At 61.2% G+C, this 17,562-nt stretch carries 24 protein-coding genes; 19 read left to right on the forward strand and 5 right to left on the reverse strand.

Annotated elements, in window-relative coordinates; translation table 11 throughout:
- The first annotated feature begins 16 nt into the window (after positions 1-16).
- Genes purB through WH87_RS13765 form a run of 4 tightly spaced genes read left to right on the forward strand, consistent with a single transcriptional unit; the run spans position 17 to position 2,734 of the window.
- Positions 17-1,351, forward strand: coding sequence for an adenylosuccinate lyase (gene purB, locus WH87_RS13750; RefSeq protein ID WP_046138713.1), 1,335 nt, complete (start codon positions 17-19; stop codon positions 1,349-1,351).
- Positions 1,351-1,764 carry a GNAT family N-acetyltransferase gene (locus WH87_RS13755; protein WP_046138712.1) on the forward strand — a complete coding sequence of 138 codons (414 nt, stop codon included), beginning with the start codon at positions 1,351-1,353 and terminating at the stop codon, positions 1,762-1,764. Before purB ends, WH87_RS13755 begins: the two co-directional genes overlap by 1 nt.
- Positions 1,761-2,312: an RBBP9/YdeN family alpha/beta hydrolase gene (locus WH87_RS13760; RefSeq protein WP_046138711.1), complete on the forward strand. Its 552-nt coding sequence runs from the start codon at positions 1,761-1,763 to the stop codon at positions 2,310-2,312. The genes WH87_RS13755 and WH87_RS13760 overlap by 4 nt, the downstream gene beginning before the upstream one ends.
- Before the next feature lie 2 nt (positions 2,313-2,314).
- Positions 2,315-2,734, forward strand: coding sequence for a GNAT family N-acetyltransferase (locus WH87_RS13765; protein ID WP_046138710.1), 420 nt, complete (start codon positions 2,315-2,317; stop codon positions 2,732-2,734).
- Between the two features lie 53 nt (positions 2,735-2,787).
- On the opposite strand, the gene WH87_RS13770 is transcribed toward WH87_RS13765, so the two are convergent.
- The gene (locus WH87_RS13770) at positions 2,788-3,111 is read right to left on the reverse strand and encodes a DUF1476 domain-containing protein (RefSeq protein WP_046138709.1); all 324 of its coding nucleotides are present in this window, start codon (positions 3,109-3,111) and stop codon (positions 2,788-2,790) included.
- A gap of 230 nt (positions 3,112-3,341) precedes the next feature.
- Between WH87_RS13770 and purC the strand changes: the two genes are divergently transcribed.
- The 13 genes from purC (at position 3,342) to grxD (ending at position 12,816) form a co-directional block, all read left to right on the forward strand.
- Positions 3,342-4,106: a phosphoribosylaminoimidazolesuccinocarboxamide synthase gene (gene purC, locus WH87_RS13775; RefSeq protein ID WP_046138708.1), complete on the forward strand. Its 765-nt coding sequence runs from the start codon at positions 3,342-3,344 to the stop codon at positions 4,104-4,106.
- Positions 4,107-4,125: 19 nt separating this feature from the next.
- Entirely contained in the window at positions 4,126-4,368 is a 243-nt protein-coding gene (gene purS / locus WH87_RS13780) for a phosphoribosylformylglycinamidine synthase subunit PurS (RefSeq protein ID WP_046138707.1), read from the forward strand.
- Positions 4,369-4,642: 274 nt separating this feature from the next.
- Positions 4,643-5,716, forward strand: coding sequence for an acyltransferase family protein (locus WH87_RS13785; RefSeq protein ID WP_046138706.1), 1,074 nt, complete (start codon positions 4,643-4,645; stop codon positions 5,714-5,716).
- Between the two features lie 115 nt (positions 5,717-5,831).
- Positions 5,832-6,500 (forward strand): phosphoribosylformylglycinamidine synthase subunit PurQ, encoded by a 669-nt coding sequence (gene purQ, locus WH87_RS13790; RefSeq protein WP_046138705.1) that lies wholly within the window; start codon positions 5,832-5,834, stop codon positions 6,498-6,500.
- Entirely contained in the window at positions 6,500-7,159 is a 660-nt protein-coding gene (locus WH87_RS13795; RefSeq protein ID WP_046138704.1) for a Pr6Pr family membrane protein, read from the forward strand. The genes purQ and WH87_RS13795 overlap by 1 nt, the downstream gene beginning before the upstream one ends.
- Positions 7,152-7,763 (forward strand): DJ-1/PfpI family protein, encoded by a 612-nt coding sequence (locus WH87_RS13800; protein WP_197410812.1) that lies wholly within the window; start codon positions 7,152-7,154, stop codon positions 7,761-7,763. Before WH87_RS13795 ends, WH87_RS13800 begins: the two co-directional genes overlap by 8 nt.
- Positions 7,760-9,994, forward strand: a complete 2,235-nt coding sequence (gene purL / locus WH87_RS13805) for a phosphoribosylformylglycinamidine synthase subunit PurL (protein WP_046138703.1) — start codon at positions 7,760-7,762, stop codon at positions 9,992-9,994. The genes WH87_RS13800 and purL overlap by 4 nt, the downstream gene beginning before the upstream one ends.
- Positions 9,995-10,076: 82 nt before the next feature.
- Positions 10,077-10,682: a hypothetical protein gene (locus WH87_RS13810; RefSeq protein WP_156458234.1), complete on the forward strand. Its 606-nt coding sequence runs from the start codon at positions 10,077-10,079 to the stop codon at positions 10,680-10,682.
- 95 nt (positions 10,683-10,777) lie between these two features.
- A complete protein-coding gene (locus tag WH87_RS13815; protein ID WP_046138701.1) occupies positions 10,778-11,011 on the forward strand; it encodes a BolA family protein in 234 nt (77 codons plus the stop codon).
- 4 nt (positions 11,012-11,015) lie between these two features.
- Positions 11,016-11,336 carry a DUF6665 family protein gene (locus WH87_RS13820; protein WP_245622421.1) on the forward strand — a complete coding sequence of 107 codons (321 nt, stop codon included), beginning with the start codon at positions 11,016-11,018 and terminating at the stop codon, positions 11,334-11,336.
- Positions 11,333-11,728, forward strand: coding sequence for an HIT family protein (locus tag WH87_RS13825; protein ID WP_052726362.1), 396 nt, complete (start codon positions 11,333-11,335; stop codon positions 11,726-11,728). Before WH87_RS13820 ends, WH87_RS13825 begins: the two co-directional genes overlap by 4 nt.
- Positions 11,725-12,378 (forward strand): HAD-IA family hydrolase, encoded by a 654-nt coding sequence (locus WH87_RS13830; RefSeq protein WP_052726361.1) that lies wholly within the window; start codon positions 11,725-11,727, stop codon positions 12,376-12,378. The genes WH87_RS13825 and WH87_RS13830 overlap by 4 nt, the downstream gene beginning before the upstream one ends.
- Before the next feature lie 102 nt (positions 12,379-12,480).
- Entirely contained in the window at positions 12,481-12,816 is a 336-nt protein-coding gene (gene grxD / locus WH87_RS13835; protein WP_046138810.1) for a Grx4 family monothiol glutaredoxin, read from the forward strand.
- Between the two features lie 35 nt (positions 12,817-12,851).
- Here the strand turns inward: grxD and WH87_RS13840 are convergent, their stop codons facing one another.
- Positions 12,852-13,139, reverse strand: a complete 288-nt coding sequence (locus WH87_RS13840) for a Dabb family protein (protein ID WP_046138700.1) — start codon at positions 13,137-13,139, stop codon at positions 12,852-12,854.
- Between the two features lie 147 nt (positions 13,140-13,286).
- On the opposite strand from WH87_RS13840, the gene WH87_RS13845 reads away from it, so the two are divergent.
- On the forward strand, positions 13,287-14,504 hold the full coding sequence (locus WH87_RS13845) for an MFS transporter (RefSeq protein ID WP_046138699.1): 1,218 nt from the start codon (positions 13,287-13,289) through the stop codon (positions 14,502-14,504).
- Between the two features lie 122 nt (positions 14,505-14,626).
- Complete coding sequence (locus tag WH87_RS13850; RefSeq protein WP_046138698.1) at positions 14,627-15,880, forward strand: multidrug effflux MFS transporter; 1,254 nt, start codon at positions 14,627-14,629, stop codon at positions 15,878-15,880.
- On the opposite strand, the gene WH87_RS13855 is transcribed toward WH87_RS13850, so the two are convergent.
- Genes WH87_RS13855 through WH87_RS13865 form a run of 3 tightly spaced genes read right to left on the reverse strand, consistent with a single transcriptional unit; the run spans position 15,881 to position 17,190 of the window.
- Entirely contained in the window at positions 15,881-16,507 is a 627-nt protein-coding gene (locus tag WH87_RS13855; protein WP_046138697.1) for an ATP-dependent Clp protease proteolytic subunit, read from the reverse strand.
- A gap of 33 nt (positions 16,508-16,540) precedes the next feature.
- Positions 16,541-16,879, reverse strand: coding sequence for an SRPBCC family protein (locus WH87_RS13860; RefSeq protein ID WP_052726360.1), 339 nt, complete (start codon positions 16,877-16,879; stop codon positions 16,541-16,543).
- Positions 16,876-17,190 (reverse strand): ArsR/SmtB family transcription factor, encoded by a 315-nt coding sequence (locus tag WH87_RS13865; RefSeq protein ID WP_046138696.1) that lies wholly within the window; start codon positions 17,188-17,190, stop codon positions 16,876-16,878. Before WH87_RS13865 ends, WH87_RS13860 begins: the two co-directional genes overlap by 4 nt.
- Positions 17,191-17,562 lie beyond the last annotated feature (372 nt).

The following is a 17,562-nucleotide window of genomic DNA, read 5'->3' on the forward strand; positions in this document are numbered from 1 at the left end:
CAGAAAGCCTAAGCCGATGATTCCGCGCTATTCCCGCCCTGAAATGGTCGACATCTGGTCCGCCGAAACCCGCTTCGCCATCTGGTTTGAAATCGAGGCGCACGCCACCACCAAGCTCGCCGAGCTGGGTGTGGTGCCCAAGGAGTCCGCGCAGAACATCTGGGACGTGATGAACGCCCGCAAGGCCGAGAAGGGTGACTATGGCTTCGACGTTGCCCGCATCGACGAAATCGAGCGCACCACCAAGCACGACGTCATCGCGTTCCTCACGCACCTGAGCGAGATCGTCGGCCCCGACGCCCGCTTCGTGCACCAGGGCATGACCTCCTCGGATATTCTGGACACCACGCTGTCTGTGCAGATGGCCCGTGCGGCTGACCTGCTGATCGCCGATGTCGATGCCCTGCTCGCCGCCATCAAGCGCCGTGCCCTCGAGCACAAAAACACTATCACCATCGGCCGCAGCCACGGCATCCATGCCGAACCAACGACCTTTGGCGTGAAGCTGGCCGAGGCCTATGCGGAATTCACCCGCAACCGTGCTCGCCTCGTCGCTGCCCGCGCTGAAATCGCCACCGCCGCCATTTCTGGCGCTATCGGCAGCTTCGCCAATATCGACCCACAGGTCGAAGAATACGTCGCTGAAAAGCTCGGCCTCGCCATCGAGCCCGTCTCCACACAGGTGATCCCGCGCGATCGTCACGCCATGTTCTTCGCCACCCTCGGCGTTGTTGCCAGCTCCATCGAGCGCGTGGCCGTCGAAATCCGCCATCTGCAGCGTACCGAAGTGCTCGAAGCCGAGGAGTTCTTCTCCCCTGGTCAGAAGGGGTCTTCGGCCATGCCACACAAACGTAACCCTGTGCTGACCGAAAATCTCACCGGCCTTGCTCGCCTCGTGCGCGGCATGGTGACCCCCGCGCTGGAAAACGTCGCCTTGTGGCATGAGCGCGATATCTCGCACTCCTCGGTTGAGCGCATGATTGGCCCCGACGCGACAGTCACCCTCGACTTCGCGCTCGCCCGCCTAACCAGTGTCATCGACAAGCTAGTCGTCTACCCTGAGAACATGCGTAGGAATCTCGACCTGCTCGGTGGCTTGCACAATTCCCAGCGCGTCCTGCTTGCGCTGACCCAGGCTGGCTACAGCCGCGAGGACAGCTACGCCGCCGTCCAACGCAACGCCATGAAGGTTTGGGAGCATCGCGGTGACCGTGCAGGGCTGTTTGCCCAGAATCTCAAAGCCGACCCCGAAGTGACTCTGAGCGATGCACAAATCGACGACATGTTCGATGACGCGTACCACCTCAAGCACGTCGACACGATCTTCAAGCGCGTGTTCGGCGAGGTCTGATGCCGCTCGTCTACGCCCAGGAAACTGAGGTATCTGCCGCCGACTACATCGCGTGCGTCGGCGCATCCAAGCTCGGCCCGACCCGGCCGCTCGGCAATCCCGAGCGGCTTCAGGCCATGCTGGACGGGTCCGACTTGATTGTGACGGCACGCGACGACACCGGCGCTCTGGTGGGAATTTTCCGCGGCATGACCGATTGGGCCTGGGTTTGCTATTGTGCTGACTTGGCCGTGGCCGAATCCAGCCAAGGAAACCGCGTCGGCTCAACGCTCATGGATACAGCCGCCAATATCCTCGGTCCTCGCGTCAGCATCATTCTGCTGGCGCTGCCTGGCGCCGAAGGATTCTACCAAAAAATCGGACTGACCCAGACCAATGCCTGTTTCTATCGCGATAGGACCGATCGCACATGAAAATCTCCGAAGCCGACATCCTGATCCTGCCCGGCCTTGGGGGCTCCGGCCTTGGCCATTGGCAATTGCGCTGGGCTGAACGCATGTCCAGCGCAGCGATCGTCGAGCAGGCCGATTGGATTGAGCCCGACCTCGACGATTGGGTGTCAACCATCGAACAAGCCGTGTTGCTCGCCACACGCCCCGTCGTGCTGGTAGCCCACTCGCTGGCAGTGCATGCTGTGGTGCATGTCGCGCCGCGACTGGTCAATGTGCGCGGCGCGTTCCTCGTGGCGCCACCCGACATTGAGTTGAACCCCGACGTACCTGAAGAGACCTTGGAGTTCCGCCCGATCCTGCGGGACCCATTGCCCTTCCCATCGCTGTTGGTTGCTTCCAACAACGACCCCTATTGCACCATCGACCGGGCTGTCGAATTCGCGACCTGTTGGGGGTCGGACTTCCATCAGGCCGGGGAGGCAGGTCACATCAATCTGGAATCCGGCCACGGCCCATGGCCTGAGGGTCTGCTGATGTTCACCCGACTAATGCAGCGCCTCAAGGCCTGATCATGTCCGGCACTACAGTCACCTACCGGGCCGAGACACCATCGGTCGCAGACTTTTGCCGCCTGCGGGTCACCGCGGGCCTTAGCCCGAAATCCGAGGAAGCTGCATCGCGCGGCCTGCCCAACACCTACTTTGCCGTGGTGGCCCATGTGGACGGCCGCGCCATCGGCATGGGTCGCATCATCGGCGACGGCGGCACCGCGTTTCAAATCACCGACATTGCCGTCGAGCCAGAATTCCAGGGACAGGGCATTGGCAAGGCCATCGTCAGCCGGCTGGTGGACCACCTGCAGCAGACCGCCCCCAAGGGCGCCTATGTCAGCCTGATCGCCGACGGCGACGCACAGCACCTCTACGCCAAGTTCGGCTTCAACCCGACCGCCCCCGCCTCCATCGGCATGGCCTTCGTCATCGGCAAATAAAAAGGGAGCCGACCATTGGTCAGCTCCCCAAATCTCATTTGGCTAGAGCTTGATTAGCCCTCAGCAGCGACCTGCTCGTTGGCGGTGATCGCGAGCTGGGCCATCTTCGCCCGAATCGCTGCCTCGTCGACGCTGACGCCCTTGGCGGCCAGATCGCTCGATACCTTGCGGAATACATCCTCCTCGCCTGGCGACTCGAAATCGGCAGCGACGACTTCAGCGGCATATTCGTTGGCAGCATCGCCAGTGTGACCGAGCAGCTCTGCAGCCCACAGGCCAAGCAGCTTGTTGCGGCGGGCTTCGGCCTTGAATTTCTTTTCGGCGTCAAACGCGAATTTGGCTTCCTGGCCCTTCTTGCGGTCGTCGAACTGGCTCATGCAACTCTCCCGTCTAGCTTTACAATTTCCGCCGTGAGGCATCTTAAAGGCACATAGGTAGTCGATCTGGTCGATTCAACCGGAGCTGGTCCGCTGCGACCATATGCTTGATCGTGCAACACTTTGGTCGCGTGTTCTATGTCCATATGCGAAAGGGCTTGCATATTTGCCCTGATCTGGCGCATGAAGCGGCCAAAATCATCCCATCCCTTCATTGATACGGACATACTATGAACCGTCGGCGCAAGATCTATGAAGGCAAGGCCAAGATCCTGTTTGAGGGTCCTGAGCCGGGCACTCTGGTCCAGTATTTCAAGGACGACGCTACCGCCGGCAACGGCGCACGCCACGAAGTCATCGATGGCAAGGGCGTCCTGAACAACCGCATTTCCGAGTTCATCTTCACCAAGCTGAACGGCCTGGGGATCCCGACTCACTTCCTCAAGCGCATCAACATGCGCGAGCAGCTGATCAAGGAAGTCGAGATCATCCCGCTTGAGATCATCGTGCGCAACGTCGCCGCTGGCTCACTGGTGAAGCGACTCGGTCTCGAGCCCGGCACCCAGCTGCCCCGCTCGATCATCGAGTTCTGCTACAAGGACGATGCTCTCGGCGACCCCATGGTTTCCGAAGAACACATTACCGCGTTTGGTTGGGCCACCCCTGCCGAGCTCGATGACATCATGAGCCTTGCGATCCGCGTCAACGACTTCCTGTCGGGTCTGTTCATGGGCGTCGGCATCCAGCTCGTCGACTTCAAGATCGAGTGCGGTCGCCTCTATGAAGGCGACATGATGCGCGTCGTTCTGGCCGATGAGATTTCGCCAGACAATTGCCGCCTGTGGGACATCAAGACCCGCAACAAGATGGACAAGGATCGCTTCCGCGAAAACCTTGGCGGTCTGGTGGAAAGCTACCGCGAAGTCGCTCAGCGCCTTGGCATTCTGGTTGAAACCGACAATGCGCTGACCACCGGTCCGCGTCTCGTTCAGTAATCCGGCTTAAGGTATCTCGATGAAAGCGCGCGTCACCGTCACCCTCAAGGCCGGCGTTCTGGACCCACAGGGCCAGGCCATCGAAGGCTCCCTCAAGGGCCTCGGCTTCCCAGGCGTCGCATCTGTGCGACAGGGCAAGGTGTTTGATCTGGTACTCGAGGGAACGGATGTGGAAGCAGCCCGTTCCCAGTTGACCAGCATGTGCGAGAAGCTGTTGGCCAATACGGTCATCGAAAACTTCGCGATAGAAATCTCAAATTAACGCCTGGGCGCTATAGCTTTTGCCGCGCCGCACATTGGCGCAGGACCACATTGTCATGCTCAAAACGCTTTCTCTCTCCGTGATGTTTATCGCGACCCTCGGCCTGCTTTTCGCGGCCTACGCCTCGGTTCCAGTCTAGGTTCGACGGCCCTTGGTGAGGGTTTAGGAAAATCCTTACCAGTTAAGCACTTCCCTTAAGCCTGTCCGCAGGACGTTGCCCTTTTGGCAGCGACTTGGCGATATCATGCCTCCAAAATTCGAACGGAGTGCGGCCATGGCAGTCTCAGGACAGCGGCTCGACTGGGTGGACATGGCCAAGGGCCTCTCCATTTTTCTCGTCGTCATGATGTATGCAGCGACCAGTGTTGGCGAAGACACTGGCGGCGTTGGCGCGGTCCATTGGGCCATCGCCTTCGCCACGCCGTTCCGCATGCCCGAGTTTTTCCTGATCTCCGGCCTGTTCCTGTCGCAGGTCATCGAGCGGCCCTGGCGCGACTTCGCCGACAGGCGCGTGGTGCATTACCTCTATTTCTATGCGCTCTGGGCGGTCATCCACATCGTCTTCAAGGTCGGCCTGCTCTCTGCCGCGCCCGGCGCCGCCGCCGTGCAGATCGCCTGGGCCGTTGTCGAGCCTTATGGCGTGCTCTGGTTCATCTACCTTTTGGCCGCGGTCAGCGCCGCCGCCAAGCTCGCCCACCAGTTCAAGGTGCCGACCTGGGCAGTCTTTGGCGTCGCTGCGATCCTCGAAATGGCACCGATCCAGACCGGTAGCTATCTGTTCGACCAGTTCTGCGCCTACTTCGTGTTCTTCTATGCAGGCTATGTGCTGGCCCCCGCCCTCTTCCGCCTTGCAGATTGGGCTATCCGCAATGTCGGGCTGGCACTTGGTGGATTAGCGCTATGGGCCGTCGCCAATGCCGCGCTGGTGTTTTCGCCCGGCTTCGCTATGCATCCGGTTCATCCGGTGATGGGCTTTGCCGGCCTGCCCGGCGTGCATCTCGTGCTGGCGCTCATCGGCACCTCGGCCCTTTGCGTCGTCGCCGCCCTACTGACCCGGCTGCCCTGGATGGATTGGCTGCGCTGGATGGGCAGCAAGTCGCTGATTATCTACGTGGCATTCGTACTGCCGATGGGCATTGCCCGGACCGTCCTGATCAAACTCAACGTGCTGGAGCCCACAGTGCTGACGTTGCTGGTCATGACCATCGCGATCATCTCACCGCTGGTGCTCTACTGGCTGGTGCAGCGCACCGGGTTCGGCAAGTTCCTGTTCGAGCGTCCCGCCTGGGCTCATATTCCCAGCACCCGCGGCGCGCGCCCCAACCCGGCGGCCACGCCCGCGGAATAGCCGGAATACGCAGTGTTGAAGCTCTGGGGGCGGGATATGCAATCTCGCCCCTTGCCTTTTTGGCCAAGACTCACCACAAGGACCTCGCAACCCCGACATTAGCGAGGATCAGCCGATGAAATCCGCAGTCATCGTCTTTCCCGGCCTTAATCGTGACCGCGATATGATCGCGGCGCTGACCAAGATTTCCGGAACAGCACCTGCGCTGGTCTGGCATCAGGATGCCGACCTGCCCGACGTTGACCTCGTGGTCATTCCCGGCGGCTTCTCCTACGGCGACTATCTGCGCTGTGGCGCCATCGCTGCCCGCTCCCCCATCATGGACAAAGTCCGCGACCGCGCCGCCAATGGCGTCAAGGTATTGGGCGTCTGCAACGGCTTCCAGATCCTCATCGAGGCAGGCCTGCTGCCCGGCGCGCTGATGCGCAATATGAGCCTCAAATTCGTCTGCCGCGAGGTCAAGCTCGAAGTCGCCAATGCTGCGACCGACTTCACCCGTGGTTATACGCAGGGCCAGATCATCCGCTGCCCTGTCGCTCACCACGACGGCAACTACTTCGCTGACAGCGAAACGCTGGCACGCCTCGAAGGCGATGGCCGCGTGGCTTTCCGCTATGCCGAAGGCACCAATCCGAACGGCTCGATCAACGACATCGCCGGCATCTTCAACGAAAAGAAGAACGTGCTGGGGCTGATGCCGCATCCGGAAAACCTGATCGAAGCAGCTCATGGTGGCAGCGACGGTCGTGCACTGTTCTCAGGATTGCTGGGGCAAGCGGCCTGATGTTCCGCCGCGCGCCAGTCAACCCGCGCAATCTTCTCACGTGGTTGGGTCTGCTGTTTGGCGCGGGCGGCCTTGGGCTGCAGTTCTTCATTTCCATGCAGGCCTATCTGGCCAGCGGACGCGACGTCTTCGGCGCACTGGGCGCGTTCTTTTCCTATTACACCATCCTCACCAACATCGTGCTGGTGTTGATCTATCTCTCCACCATCCTGCCCACGGCGCGGCTCGACCTGTTCCGCCAGCCCATCGTGCGTGGCTTGATGGCGGCCAATATCGCGCTGGTCAGCCTCTACGTGTACTTCGTGTTGCGGCATCTGTCCGAGCTGGATGGCCTGTTCGAGCTCGCTGACAAGCTGCTGCATTATCTTTGCCCGATCTTCTACATGCTGTGGTGGCTCTCGGCGCAGCCACACGGCCACCTGCGCTGGCCCAATCTGCCAGTGATGCTGGTGCCCACCTTCGTCTATTTCGTCTACGTCGTGGCGCGCGGGGCCTGGGTGCAGGAATATCCCTACCCTAACCTCAACGCGATCAAGCTGGGGTACCCGCAAGTGCTGATCAACGCGGCAGGCATGACAGTCGCTCTGGCAGTGCTGACCGGCATCGTCATCTACCTCGATCAGTGGCTGGCAAAGCCCAAGGTGGCGGTCCGTGGCTGAGATCGCCCAATCCATTAGCGTGGGCATCCTGATCTTTGACGGCGTCGAAGAACTCGATTTCGTCGGTCCATGGGAAGTCTTCACCATGGCCAAGCAGATCGGAGCGCCGCTTGAGGTGTTTACTGTGGGGTGGCCCGAAACCGCCATTCGCTGTGCCAAGGGCCTCTATGTCGTCGCCGACCATGCCTTCCCCAAGGCGCCGCATGCTGATGTCGTGCTGATCCCCGGCGGCAAGGGCACGCGCCCGCTAGCCCAGAACGCCGAGTTTATCGCCGCCATTCAGCCCTACCTTGCCACTGCCACTTGGCAGACCTCTGTCTGCACCGGCGCCGCCTTGCTTGGCAAAGCCGGCTTTCTCGATGGCAAGCACGCCACGACTAACCGCTCGGCACACGAATTCTTCCGCACCGCTGCGCCAAACGCCATCCTAGAAGAAACCCTGCGCTACGTTCGCGACGGCAATGTGCTGACCGGCGCAGGTGTTTCGGCTGGTATCGACATGGCGCTTTGGCTTGTCGGCCACCTGTTTGGCGAAGATGTCGCCCGCTCCACCCAGACCTTCATGGAATATTTCCCAGAGCCTCCATACGGAACCGCCGGATGACCTATCAGAACAACATCGAAATCACGCCCAAGCTCGTCGCCGACCACGGCCTCAAGCCAGACGAGTTTGAAAAGATCGTCGCCCTGATCGGCCGCCAGCCGACCTATACAGAGCTGGGGATTTTCTCGGCGATGTGGAACGAGCACTGCTCGTACAAATCGTCCAAGAAATGGCTCAAGACCCTGCCGACCACGGGTCCCCGCGTTATTCAGGGCCCCGGCGAAAACGCAGGCGTGGTCGATATCGGCGACGGCCAGGCCATCGTCTTCAAGATGGAATCGCACAACCATCCGTCCTTCATCGAGCCCTATCAGGGCGCGGGGACCGGCATGGGCGGCATTCTGCGCGACGTCTTCACCATGGGGGCCCGCCCCGTCGCGGCAATGAACGCCCTGCGCTTTGGTGCCCCTGAGCATGAAAAGACCAAGCACCTCGTCTCCGGGGTCGTTGCCGGCATCGGTGGCTACGGCAATGCGTTTGGTGTTCCCACTGTTGGTGGTGAGGTCGAATTCGACGAGCGCTATAACGGCAACATCCTGGTCAACGCCTTTGCGGCTGGCCTGGCTGATACCGACAAGATATTCTACTCCAAGGCCGAAGGCGTTGGCTTGCCCGTCGTTTATCTCGGCGCCAAGACCGGTCGCGACGGCGTTGGCGGCGCGACCATGGCGTCGGCCGAGTTCGGCGACGATATCGAAGAGAAGCGCCCGACCGTTCAAGTCGGCGACCCCTTCACCGAAAAGCGCCTGCTCGAAGCCTGCCTTGAGCTGATGGCCACGGGCGCCGTCATCGCCATTCAGGACATGGGCGCAGCGGGCCTGACCTGCTCTGCTGTCGAAATGGGCGCCAAGGGCGATCTCGGCATCGAGCTGAACCTCGACATGGTGCCGGTCCGCGAAACACACATGACGCCCTATGAGATGATGCTGAGCGAAAGCCAAGAGCGCATGCTCATGGTGCTGCATCCGGAAAAGGAAGCCGAAGCCCGCGCCGTTTTCGTCAAGTGGGAGCTGGACTTCGCCACGGTTGGCAAGACCACCGACGACCTGCGCTTCCGCGTGATGTGGCAGGGCGAGGAAGTCGCCAATCTGCCGATCAAAGAACTCGGCGACGAAGCCCCCGAATATGATCGTCCCTGGACCCCAGCTGCCCCAGCCCCTGCCCTCGCCGCAGGCGACGTTCCGCAGATGGACGTGGCCGACGCCCTGCTCAAGCTGGTTGGCGGCCACCAGACGGCATCGCGCCGTTGGGTCTACGAGCAGTATGACACGCTCATTCAGGGCAATTCCCTGCAGCGCCCGGGTGGCGATGCCGGCGTGATCCGCGTCGAGGGCCACGGCACCAAGGGCCTCGCATTCACCTCGGACGTGACCCCACGCTATTGCGAAGCCGACCCCTATGAGGGTGGCAAGCAGGCTGTGGCCGAAGCCTGGCGTAACCTGACCGTGACCGGCGCCGAGCCGCTGGCCGCGACCGATAACCTCAACTTCGGCAATCCCGAACGCCCCGAAATCATGAGCCAGCTGGTTCATGCCATCAAGGGGATCGGCGAAGCCTGCACTGCACTCGACTTCCCGATCGTCTCGGGCAACGTGTCGCTCTACAACGAAACCAATGGCCGCGGCATCCTGCCGACCCCGACCATTGGCGGCGTTGGCCTGCTGCCTGACTGGAGCCAGATGGCCCGTATCGGCTTTGCCGCCGAGAACCAGGCAATCCTGCTGGTTGGCGCACCGAGCAATCGCGGCACCCATCTCGGCCAGTCAATTTATCTGCGCGACCTGTTCGGTCGCCGCGATGGCTCCGCACCTCATGTTGATCTTGCTCACGAACGCCGCACCGGCGATTTCGTGCGCAAGCTGATCCGCTCGGGCGTCGTCACCGCCGCACACGACCTGTCCGACGGCGGCCTGGCCGTTGGGCTGGCTGAAATGGCCATAGCTTCGGGCATTGGCGCGACGGTCGTTGATCTCAACGACCACGATCCGATCCTGCAGTATTTCGGCGAGGATCAGGGCCGTTACCTCATCACTGTCAATCTCGACCCGCAGGGCGATGAACTGGCAGCGCTGTGGAACGAAGCCAAGGACCTCGGCATTTTCGCTCCCTGGATCGGCAGCACTGGTGGCACCGACCTCGTTCTAGGCGCTGCCCGGGCGGTTCCAGTGGCCGATCTCAAGGCCGCTCATGAAGGCTGGTTCCCCAGCTATATGGACGGCCAGACAAGCTAAAGCACCTATTCGCCTTATGATCGCCGCTCTTTGGGGTGTTTTGACTCCGAAGGGCGGCGATTTTCATTTTCTGGAGATTTCGATGAACCTACGTCTGGCAACTAGCTGCCTTGCGGCCCTGTCTTTTGGCTTGATGCCAGCCGTCGTGTTTGCCCAAAGCGTCAACGTCACCCGCTCCATCCTGCCCGATCAGCCCTATACGCTGATCTATCCTGAGGTGATGGTCGCGACCGGCGGCGTGGGCGCCCCCGTGACGATCAATCACCCCAATGCGCCGCTACAATGCACCCTGACGATCGTGCCGGTCGAGGACACGGACTGGACGCCCGAAGGCGCCCTCGCCTCGCTCAACGACGACGAGGTGAATTCAAGCTGGTCGACCAACTTCTCCGGCTTCAAGCTCGGCACCAAGTCGACCACGCCATACCAGGGCGGCACCGCGCTGGTCTATGACGGCACCAGCACCGACTCGCCGATGGACCAGCCGCTGACCATCGTGCACACCGAAACTGTCGATTCCGGCCGCGGCTATACGCTCGACTGCATGTATGCGACCGACGTGGCCGCTGATGCGCGTCCGTTGGTTAACTTCATCATCGCTAATTTCTCGACCCGTGCCGATGCCGAATGCTGCATCGGCGCGGAGGTCGCCCCGTCAAGCACCGACCCCACAATCGCCCCGCAGTAACAGCTGTCTTGACCGCTGATATTGAAGCTCGGGACACCCCATGCCATATCAATGGGGTGTTCGGCCTGTTGCCGATGTGATTGAGGAGACAAGCCATGGCCATGGATGCCAGCGAAATCGAGCGCCGGATCAAGGCAGCTCTCCCCGACGCGGACATTGATATCCGCGACCTCGCCGGTGACGGCGACCACTATGCTGCAACGGTGATTTCCGAGCAGTTCCGTGGCAAATCCCGCGTGCAGCAGCACCAGCTCGTCTATGCAGCCCTGCAGGGCGACATGGGTGGTGCACTCCACGCCCTCGCCCTCCAGACCAGCGTTCCGGAGTAAGCACTTGTCGCTCCGCGACTCGCTCGAGTTGATCGCCATGGTCCGCCCCGAGGCGGGCACGGCGGCACTCGACCACGAAATTCTCGCCGAGCGGGCATCCTCGCTCGGCGCTGCAGAACAGCGCGTCATCGCTTCTATTGCAGCTCTGAAAGCTGCCACTGACGACCGCCCCAGCCGCCTTCATGACGCCCGCCAACACGTCTGGGCCTATTTCGTCCAGCGTGAGTTGATCGGCTTCCGCAAGCATGCCGACGTGATTCAAGAACTCAACATCCCTACTGAAGTCCTTGTCGGACTTGGCGCTTCGGCAAAACCGACCCCATGAGTGATGTGAAGCCGGGCTGCCGTTTCTGTCTCGAAAACGCCCTGCTCGTCGATACGCCACTCATCGAACACGACAAGTTCTACATGCTAGGCAGTATCGATCCCATGGTGCCAGTCGCTGGTATGATTGTGCCGCGTCGTCACAGCGAGACCCCATTCGAGTTCACGCCCGATGAATGGGCCGCGTTCGGAAAAATTCTGGTCGCAGCCAAGCAATACTTCGCTGATCGTGCGCCAGACGGCTTCACGCTGGGCTGGAATGTCGGCGCTGTCGCCGGGCAGCATGTGTTCCACGCCCACCTGCACATCACGCCGCGCTTCAAGGGCGAACCCAATGAAGGCGTCGGCATTCGCCGCATTTTCCGCACTCCCGATTGGCCGAGTAACGCATGACCAGAGCACTGATTTTCGACGTCGATGGCGTACTGATCCATGGCATGCATACCAACCCCGCCCATGTTCGCGCCTGGAACACCGACATGCTCGCCGACATGGGCGTTGATCCCAAGCGATTCACCGAAGAGTTCATCTTCGATATCTTCATCAAGCGGGTGATCATCGGCGAAGTCTCGGTCATCTCCGCATTGGAAAAGCGCCTACCCAGCCTTGGCTACAAAGGATCACCCATGGTGTTTCTCAACTACTGGCTGGAGAAGGACAGCGTTCTCAACACAGACCTGCTCGACGCCATCCGGGCACTCAAGGCCAAGGAAGATGTCCGCCTGTTCATCGCCACCAACCAGGAACACATGCGCGCCCACTGGCTCTGGGCCCATCTTGGGCTCAATTCTCTGTTCGAGGATATCTTTTATTCGGCACGCATCGGCGTGACCAAGGCCAGCGGCAAATACTTCGATTACGTGGACCAGCGCATCGGCCCACAGGCGGAACCGCCACTGTTCTTCGATGACACGCCCAAGGTGATCGCCACGGCAAATGCCGCGGGCTGGGAGGGTACGGTGTTCAACACCGTCGAAGACTTCACCAACCACGCATGGGTTGCCGAGCGCCTCTCATCTGCCAAGCCAGTGGCGAAGGATTGATCGGCAAATGCCGATGGCAGCCCTCGACAGAGCCCGGCCAAGCTCCTATTTATGGCCAACGAATTTTCCGGCTCGCCCCGGACCCACGAAAGGCATCGCGCTATGACCGACATCAATGCTTTCATCGATGACAAGGTGAAGAACAACGACATCTTCCTGTTCATGAAGGGCTCGCCAGATTTTCCGCAGTGCGGTTTCTCCGGTCAGGTCGTCCAGATCCTGAGTTATCTCGGCGTTGAATATGGCAGCGCCAACGTGCTCGAAAGCGCCGAACTGCGCGACGGCATCAAGGCCTACACCAACTGGCCAACCATTCCCCAGCTCTACGTGAAGGGCGAATTCGTTGGCGGCGCCGATATCGTGCGCGAGATGTTCCAGTCCGGCGAACTGCAGACCCACCTTGAGGGTGCAGGCATCGCGGTCAAGGCAACCGCCTGATCAAAACGAAACGCCGGGCTAGCGCCCGGCGTTCTTCATTTAGCGATGACGTCGGCTGAAAGCCTGATTTCCCGCAAGGGCCGCACGCGCCGCGTGGCCTCGTCATAAGTAGGATGGGCCTTGTACGCTGCCAGAGCCGCCTCGTCGGCGAACTCGGCATAGACCACCACGTCCACCTCATTTGAAATCTGGTCCACCTTGGTATTCCGCGTCACCTCGAAGTGAGTCGAGTGCGGAATGGTGCCGAGCAAATTGAGGCCATCACAGATGGCGTCGAGGTTGTCTTCGGTCTTGGCGGTGAAAAATACGATATGGCGGATCAAGGCTAGGCTCCTTTGATGGCCGCTTTTTCAGCGCGATTGGCCCGGGGGTCAAGTCATCACTGATATTGATGGAGCCCATTCACCAATATTGCTTTGCGTGATGATGTCGCAGGCGTAGACAGGTCGTCTCTCTTTCGGAAGCGTCCCATGTCCCCTTCTGCCCTTCGCCCCGCAGTGCCGTTGATGGTGCTGATCATCGCCGGCTGCGCCATTGCGGCGCTGGGCAATGGTGTTCGTACCAGCTTTGGTCTGTTCACGCTGCCAATGTCGGCAGATCTGGGCCTGACCCGCGAGGGCTGGGGCATGGCCATGGCCATCCAGAACCTGGCATGGGGGATCGCGCAGCCATTCGCCGGCGCCTTTGCCGATCGCGTCGGCACCGGTCGCACCATCGCCCTCGGCGGCGCCGTCTATGCGCTCGGCGTGTTGCTGATGGCGTTCTCGCCCGATGCGAGCGTTCTCATCGTCACCGCCGGCATCATCACTGGCCTCGGCATTGCCATCTGCTCGTTCAGCGTGGTGATGGCTGCATTTGGCCGCTCGGTGCCCGCCGAGAAGCGCTCGCTGATTTTCGGCGTCGCCACGGCTGCATCGTCCTTTGGCCAGTTCATCTTCGCTCCGATCAGCCAGGGCTTCATCAACTCCTTTGGTTGGCAGAGCGCGCTGATCTGGCTGGGTGCATTGCTGCTGCTGATCATCCCCCTGTCCTTTGCCCTGCGCGGCCGAGCCGAGACGCAGGAGGGCCAGGCCGACCTGCCCTTTATGGAAGCCATCGCCAAGGCCTGGGGCCATGGGTCCTATCGCCTGCTGGTCATCGGGTTCTTCGTCTGTGGCTTCCATCTCGCCTTCATCAACGTCCACATGCCCGCCTATCTCGTGCAGTGCGGCCTGACGCCTGAGGTTGGCAGCTGGGCCATTGCCGTCATTGGCCTGTTCAACATCGTCGGCTCGCTGTTGGCCGGTTATCTCGGTGGCCGCCTGCCCAAACAACTGATGCTGGCCTCGATCTATTTCCTGCGCGCCGTGGCCATTGCACTGTTCATGCTGTTCCCCGTAACCGAAGTCAGCGCCCTCGTCTTTGCTGCGGCAATGGGCCTGATGTGGCTGTCGACGGTGCCGCTGACGGCTGGCCTCGTCAGCCTGTTCTTCGGCGCCCGCTATATGGGCATGCTCTATGGCATCGCGTTTTTCAGCCACCAGCTCGGCTCGTTCATGGGCGTCTGGCTCGGCGGCGTGGTGTTCGATCTGACGGGCCACTACGACCTCGTCTGGTACCTCGGCATCATGCTCGGCCTTGCTTCGGCGGCAATCCATCTGCCAATCAACGAGCGCAGCGTGCCTAATTTTTCTCTCAAAGCTGCCTGAACCAATCAATCGGCCGAACCATCGTGTTTGGCCGATCAATTCTTGCCAAAGTCATATTCCGGGTCCATGGTCCGCCCGTGTTAGCGTCGGCCGTGCCTGGTCGCACAATTCCGAGTCTTTGTATGTCCGATCACTTCACGCGGGTTCTCTCGCGTCCTGAATTCATTGCCCTGATCGCTGCGCTCATGGCGCTCAACGCGCTGGCCATCGACGTTATGCTGCCCGCCCTGCCCTATATGGGCGAGGCGCTGGGCATCAGCAGCGAGAACGAACGCCAGTTCGTGATTTCCGCCTACATGATTGGCATGGGCACGGCGCAGCTGGCTTTCGGGCCGCTCACTGATCGTTTCGGTCGCCGCGCGCCGTTGCTGATAGGCATGGGCATTTATGTCATCGCCGCCATTGTTGCAGCCTTCGCGCCAAGCTTTGGCATTCTACTCGCGCTGCGCTTTGTGCAGGGCATGGGCGCCGCCAGCGTGCGCGTCATCGCCACCTCGGTCGTGCGTGACCGCTATTCGGGCCGCGAAATGGCTGAAGTCATGTCGCTGACCTTCATGGTGTTCATGGCCATTCCCGTCATCGCACCTGGCATCGGCCAGATCTTGCTGCTGACCGGCCCATGGCAGACGATCTTCCTGTTCATGGGCGCGCTCGCTGCGGCCTTCTGGGCCTGGACGTATTTCCGCTTGCCCGAAACGCTGCCCCTCGACAAGCGTCGCCCACTGACGTTCCGCTCCATCATCGACGGCTTCGTCACCGTGTGCACCAACCGCGCGGCCTTCTCCTATGGCCTCGCCGGCACATTCCTGTTCGGTGCGCTGTTTGGCTTCATCAGCTCAGCCCAGCAGATCTATGTCGATATCTATGAGCTCGGCGTCTATTTCCCCCTCGCCTTTGCCGGCGTGGCGGCATTGATGGCGGTGTCCTCGTTCACCAACTCGCGCATTGTGAGCCGCTTTGGCATGCGCCGCCTGTCGCATGGCGCCATGCTGGTGTTCACGCTGTTCTCCGGCATCTGGCTGGTGCTGGCGATTGCCGGTTTCCTGCCGCTATGGCTGCTGCTGTCGCTGCTTTGCATCATCATGTTCTGCTTCGGCTGGGCCGCATCGAACATGAACTCGCTGTCCATGGAGCCGCTCGGCGCCGTCGCCGGAACCGCCTCGTCCGTGTTCGGCTTCATCCAGACCGTGGGTGGCGCGCTGATCGGTGGCTTCGTCGGCCAGATGTTCAACGGCACCACCATTCCCGCCGCTACCGGCTATTTCGCCATGGGCGTGCTGGCACTGATCTGCATTCTCGTCGCCGAAAAGGGCAAGCTGTTTGGCGTCAGCCCGGAATATGCCAGCGCCCAACCCAGCGCCGACGCCATGCACTAGTCAGCTTTCGGGGCGGGCAACCGCCCCGATTTCTGCCCGGTCATGATAGACATGATCGACCACGCCCCAGTCACGGGCCTGCTCTGGCGTCATGAAGTTGTCCCGCTCCAACGCCGCTTCCACTTCCTCATATGTCCGCCCGCAATGCTGGGCATAGATGGTGTTCATGCGCCGCTTGAGGCGCATGCTTTCCTCGGCATGCAGCATGATATCGGTGACCTTGCCCTGATAGCCGCCGCTCGGCTGATGCAGCATGATCGATGCATTGGGCAGGCAGACGCGGCTGCCCTTTTCGCCCGCCATCAGCAGGAATGACCCCGCCGACATGGCCATGCCCATGCACAATGTGCCGACGGGCGCGGCGATGAACTGCATCGTGTCATACATGGCCAAGGCCGCCGTCACGACGCCACCGGGCGAGTTGATATAAAGGCTTATCTCCTTTTTCGGATTCTCCGACTCAAGGAACAGCAGCTGCGCACAGACGAGCGCGGCCATGTTGTCCTCGATCTCACCGTTGACGAAAATGATCCGCTCGCGCAGCAGGCGAGAATAGATATCGAAGGATCGCTCCCCCCGACTGGATTGTTCGACGACCATAGGGACGAGTGCCATCATGTCGCGCATCGGCGATCTCCGTTCAAAAATGAGGTGTGGGTCTTAGGCCGCCAGCCGCATGGTTGGCGCGTTGTTGTTGGCGGCGGCGGGGATGGCCACCGGGGCGTGGGTCAGCCTGAACCAGGTGCCGCCATCGGCCGTGGGCGTCAGGTCGAACGTCACGAGGCTATCCTCCAGCCCGACGATGGCGCCCTGCCCGGACTCGCGCCAGCGATAGGTCAGCGAGCGATTTTCTTCCGCCGTCACCACCGCCAGCTCATCGCTCTTGGCGGGCTTGAGCCAGCGCTCGAGATATTCCGGAATGGTCAGCGCGCGCCAGACTTTCTCCGGCGGCGCGTCGAGCGCACATTCAAAGACCAGAGCTTCGGTATCCGACATCATTGGTCCATCTCCTTGAGCAGATCCTTGAGCGCGCCGATCCGATCGGGCCAGAACGCCCGGTAGCGCGTCAGCCAGTCATGCAGCGGCGCCATGCCCTCTGGATCAACCCGATAATGGGCAAAGCGCCCCTCGCGGCGTTCGCTGATCAGCCCTGCCCCCCGAAGCACCGCAAGATGCTGCGACATGGCAGGCTGCGAGATGGCAAAGCCTTCGCGCAGATCGGTGGCCGTCATCTCGGCTCCTGCCAGCCGCTCAAGCACCGCGCGACGGGTCGGATCGGCCAGCACCTTGAAAATATCGACTTCGCTCATGCACACACATAAGCACAGACTTATGAGTCGATGCAAGAGGCGTGCGAAGGCGCCGTCCGGCGAAGGCGGGGATGAACATGCGACAATGGCGAGACCCGGGTCTCGAATGGGTAGTGGAATGGTGAAACCAAGGCCTCGCCACTGTGTCGGGATTTTCCGTACCCGCATCGAGCGGTCACCCTTTCAGGCTGGGGGTAACCCCGGACCGGTGGTCAGCAGCCGTACGCAAGCCTGGGCGACCCCGTGCTCCCCGACATTCCCCACACTCATCACTCGTCATGACCGCGCATGGTGAGGGGATGGGTGGAGTATGCGGGATGGTGGGATGGGGGAGGATAAGGGGGATAGGGGTCGCAGTCGTCTCCCTCCCCC

The sequence above is a fragment of the Devosia epidermidihirudinis genome, assembly GCF_000971295.1.
In the GTDB taxonomy this organism is placed as follows: Bacteria; Pseudomonadota; Alphaproteobacteria; order Rhizobiales; family Devosiaceae; genus Devosia; species Devosia epidermidihirudinis.

What these genes read in the sequence shown, in the direction of transcription:
- purB (WP_046138713.1), top strand. Translation starts at nt 17, where the DNA reads ATGATTCCGCGCTATTCCCGCCCTGAAATGGTCGACATCTGGTCCGCC.
- WH87_RS13755 (WP_046138712.1), top strand. Translation starts at nt 1,351, where the DNA reads ATGCCGCTCGTCTACGCCCAGGAAACTGAGGTATCTGCCGCCGACTAC.
- WH87_RS13760 (WP_046138711.1), top strand. Translation starts at nt 1,761, where the DNA reads ATGAAAATCTCCGAAGCCGACATCCTGATCCTGCCCGGCCTTGGGGGC.
- WH87_RS13765 (WP_046138710.1), top strand. Translation starts at nt 2,315, where the DNA reads ATGTCCGGCACTACAGTCACCTACCGGGCCGAGACACCATCGGTCGCA.
- WH87_RS13770 (WP_046138709.1), bottom strand. Translation starts at nt 3,111, where the DNA reads ATGAGCCAGTTCGACGACCGCAAGAAGGGCCAGGAAGCCAAATTCGCG.
- purC (WP_046138708.1), top strand. Translation starts at nt 3,342, where the DNA reads ATGAACCGTCGGCGCAAGATCTATGAAGGCAAGGCCAAGATCCTGTTT.
- purS (WP_046138707.1), top strand. Translation starts at nt 4,126, where the DNA reads ATGAAAGCGCGCGTCACCGTCACCCTCAAGGCCGGCGTTCTGGACCCA.
- WH87_RS13785 (WP_046138706.1), top strand. Translation starts at nt 4,643, where the DNA reads ATGGCAGTCTCAGGACAGCGGCTCGACTGGGTGGACATGGCCAAGGGC.
- purQ (WP_046138705.1), top strand. Translation starts at nt 5,832, where the DNA reads ATGAAATCCGCAGTCATCGTCTTTCCCGGCCTTAATCGTGACCGCGAT.
- WH87_RS13795 (WP_046138704.1), top strand. Translation starts at nt 6,500, where the DNA reads ATGTTCCGCCGCGCGCCAGTCAACCCGCGCAATCTTCTCACGTGGTTG.
- purL (WP_046138703.1), top strand. Translation starts at nt 7,760, where the DNA reads ATGACCTATCAGAACAACATCGAAATCACGCCCAAGCTCGTCGCCGAC.
- WH87_RS13810 (WP_156458234.1), top strand. Translation starts at nt 10,077, where the DNA reads ATGAACCTACGTCTGGCAACTAGCTGCCTTGCGGCCCTGTCTTTTGGC.
- WH87_RS13815 (WP_046138701.1), top strand. Translation starts at nt 10,778, where the DNA reads ATGGCCATGGATGCCAGCGAAATCGAGCGCCGGATCAAGGCAGCTCTC.
- WH87_RS13825 (WP_052726362.1), top strand. Translation starts at nt 11,333, where the DNA reads ATGAGTGATGTGAAGCCGGGCTGCCGTTTCTGTCTCGAAAACGCCCTG.
- WH87_RS13830 (WP_052726361.1), top strand. Translation starts at nt 11,725, where the DNA reads ATGACCAGAGCACTGATTTTCGACGTCGATGGCGTACTGATCCATGGC.
- grxD (WP_046138810.1), top strand. Translation starts at nt 12,481, where the DNA reads ATGACCGACATCAATGCTTTCATCGATGACAAGGTGAAGAACAACGAC.
- WH87_RS13845 (WP_046138699.1), top strand. Translation starts at nt 13,287, where the DNA reads ATGTCCCCTTCTGCCCTTCGCCCCGCAGTGCCGTTGATGGTGCTGATC.
- WH87_RS13850 (WP_046138698.1), top strand. Translation starts at nt 14,627, where the DNA reads ATGTCCGATCACTTCACGCGGGTTCTCTCGCGTCCTGAATTCATTGCC.
- WH87_RS13855 (WP_046138697.1), bottom strand. Translation starts at nt 16,507, where the DNA reads ATGCGCGACATGATGGCACTCGTCCCTATGGTCGTCGAACAATCCAGT.
- WH87_RS13860 (WP_052726360.1), bottom strand. Translation starts at nt 16,879, where the DNA reads ATGATGTCGGATACCGAAGCTCTGGTCTTTGAATGTGCGCTCGACGCG.
- WH87_RS13865 (WP_046138696.1), bottom strand. Translation starts at nt 17,190, where the DNA reads ATGAGCGAAGTCGATATTTTCAAGGTGCTGGCCGATCCGACCCGTCGC.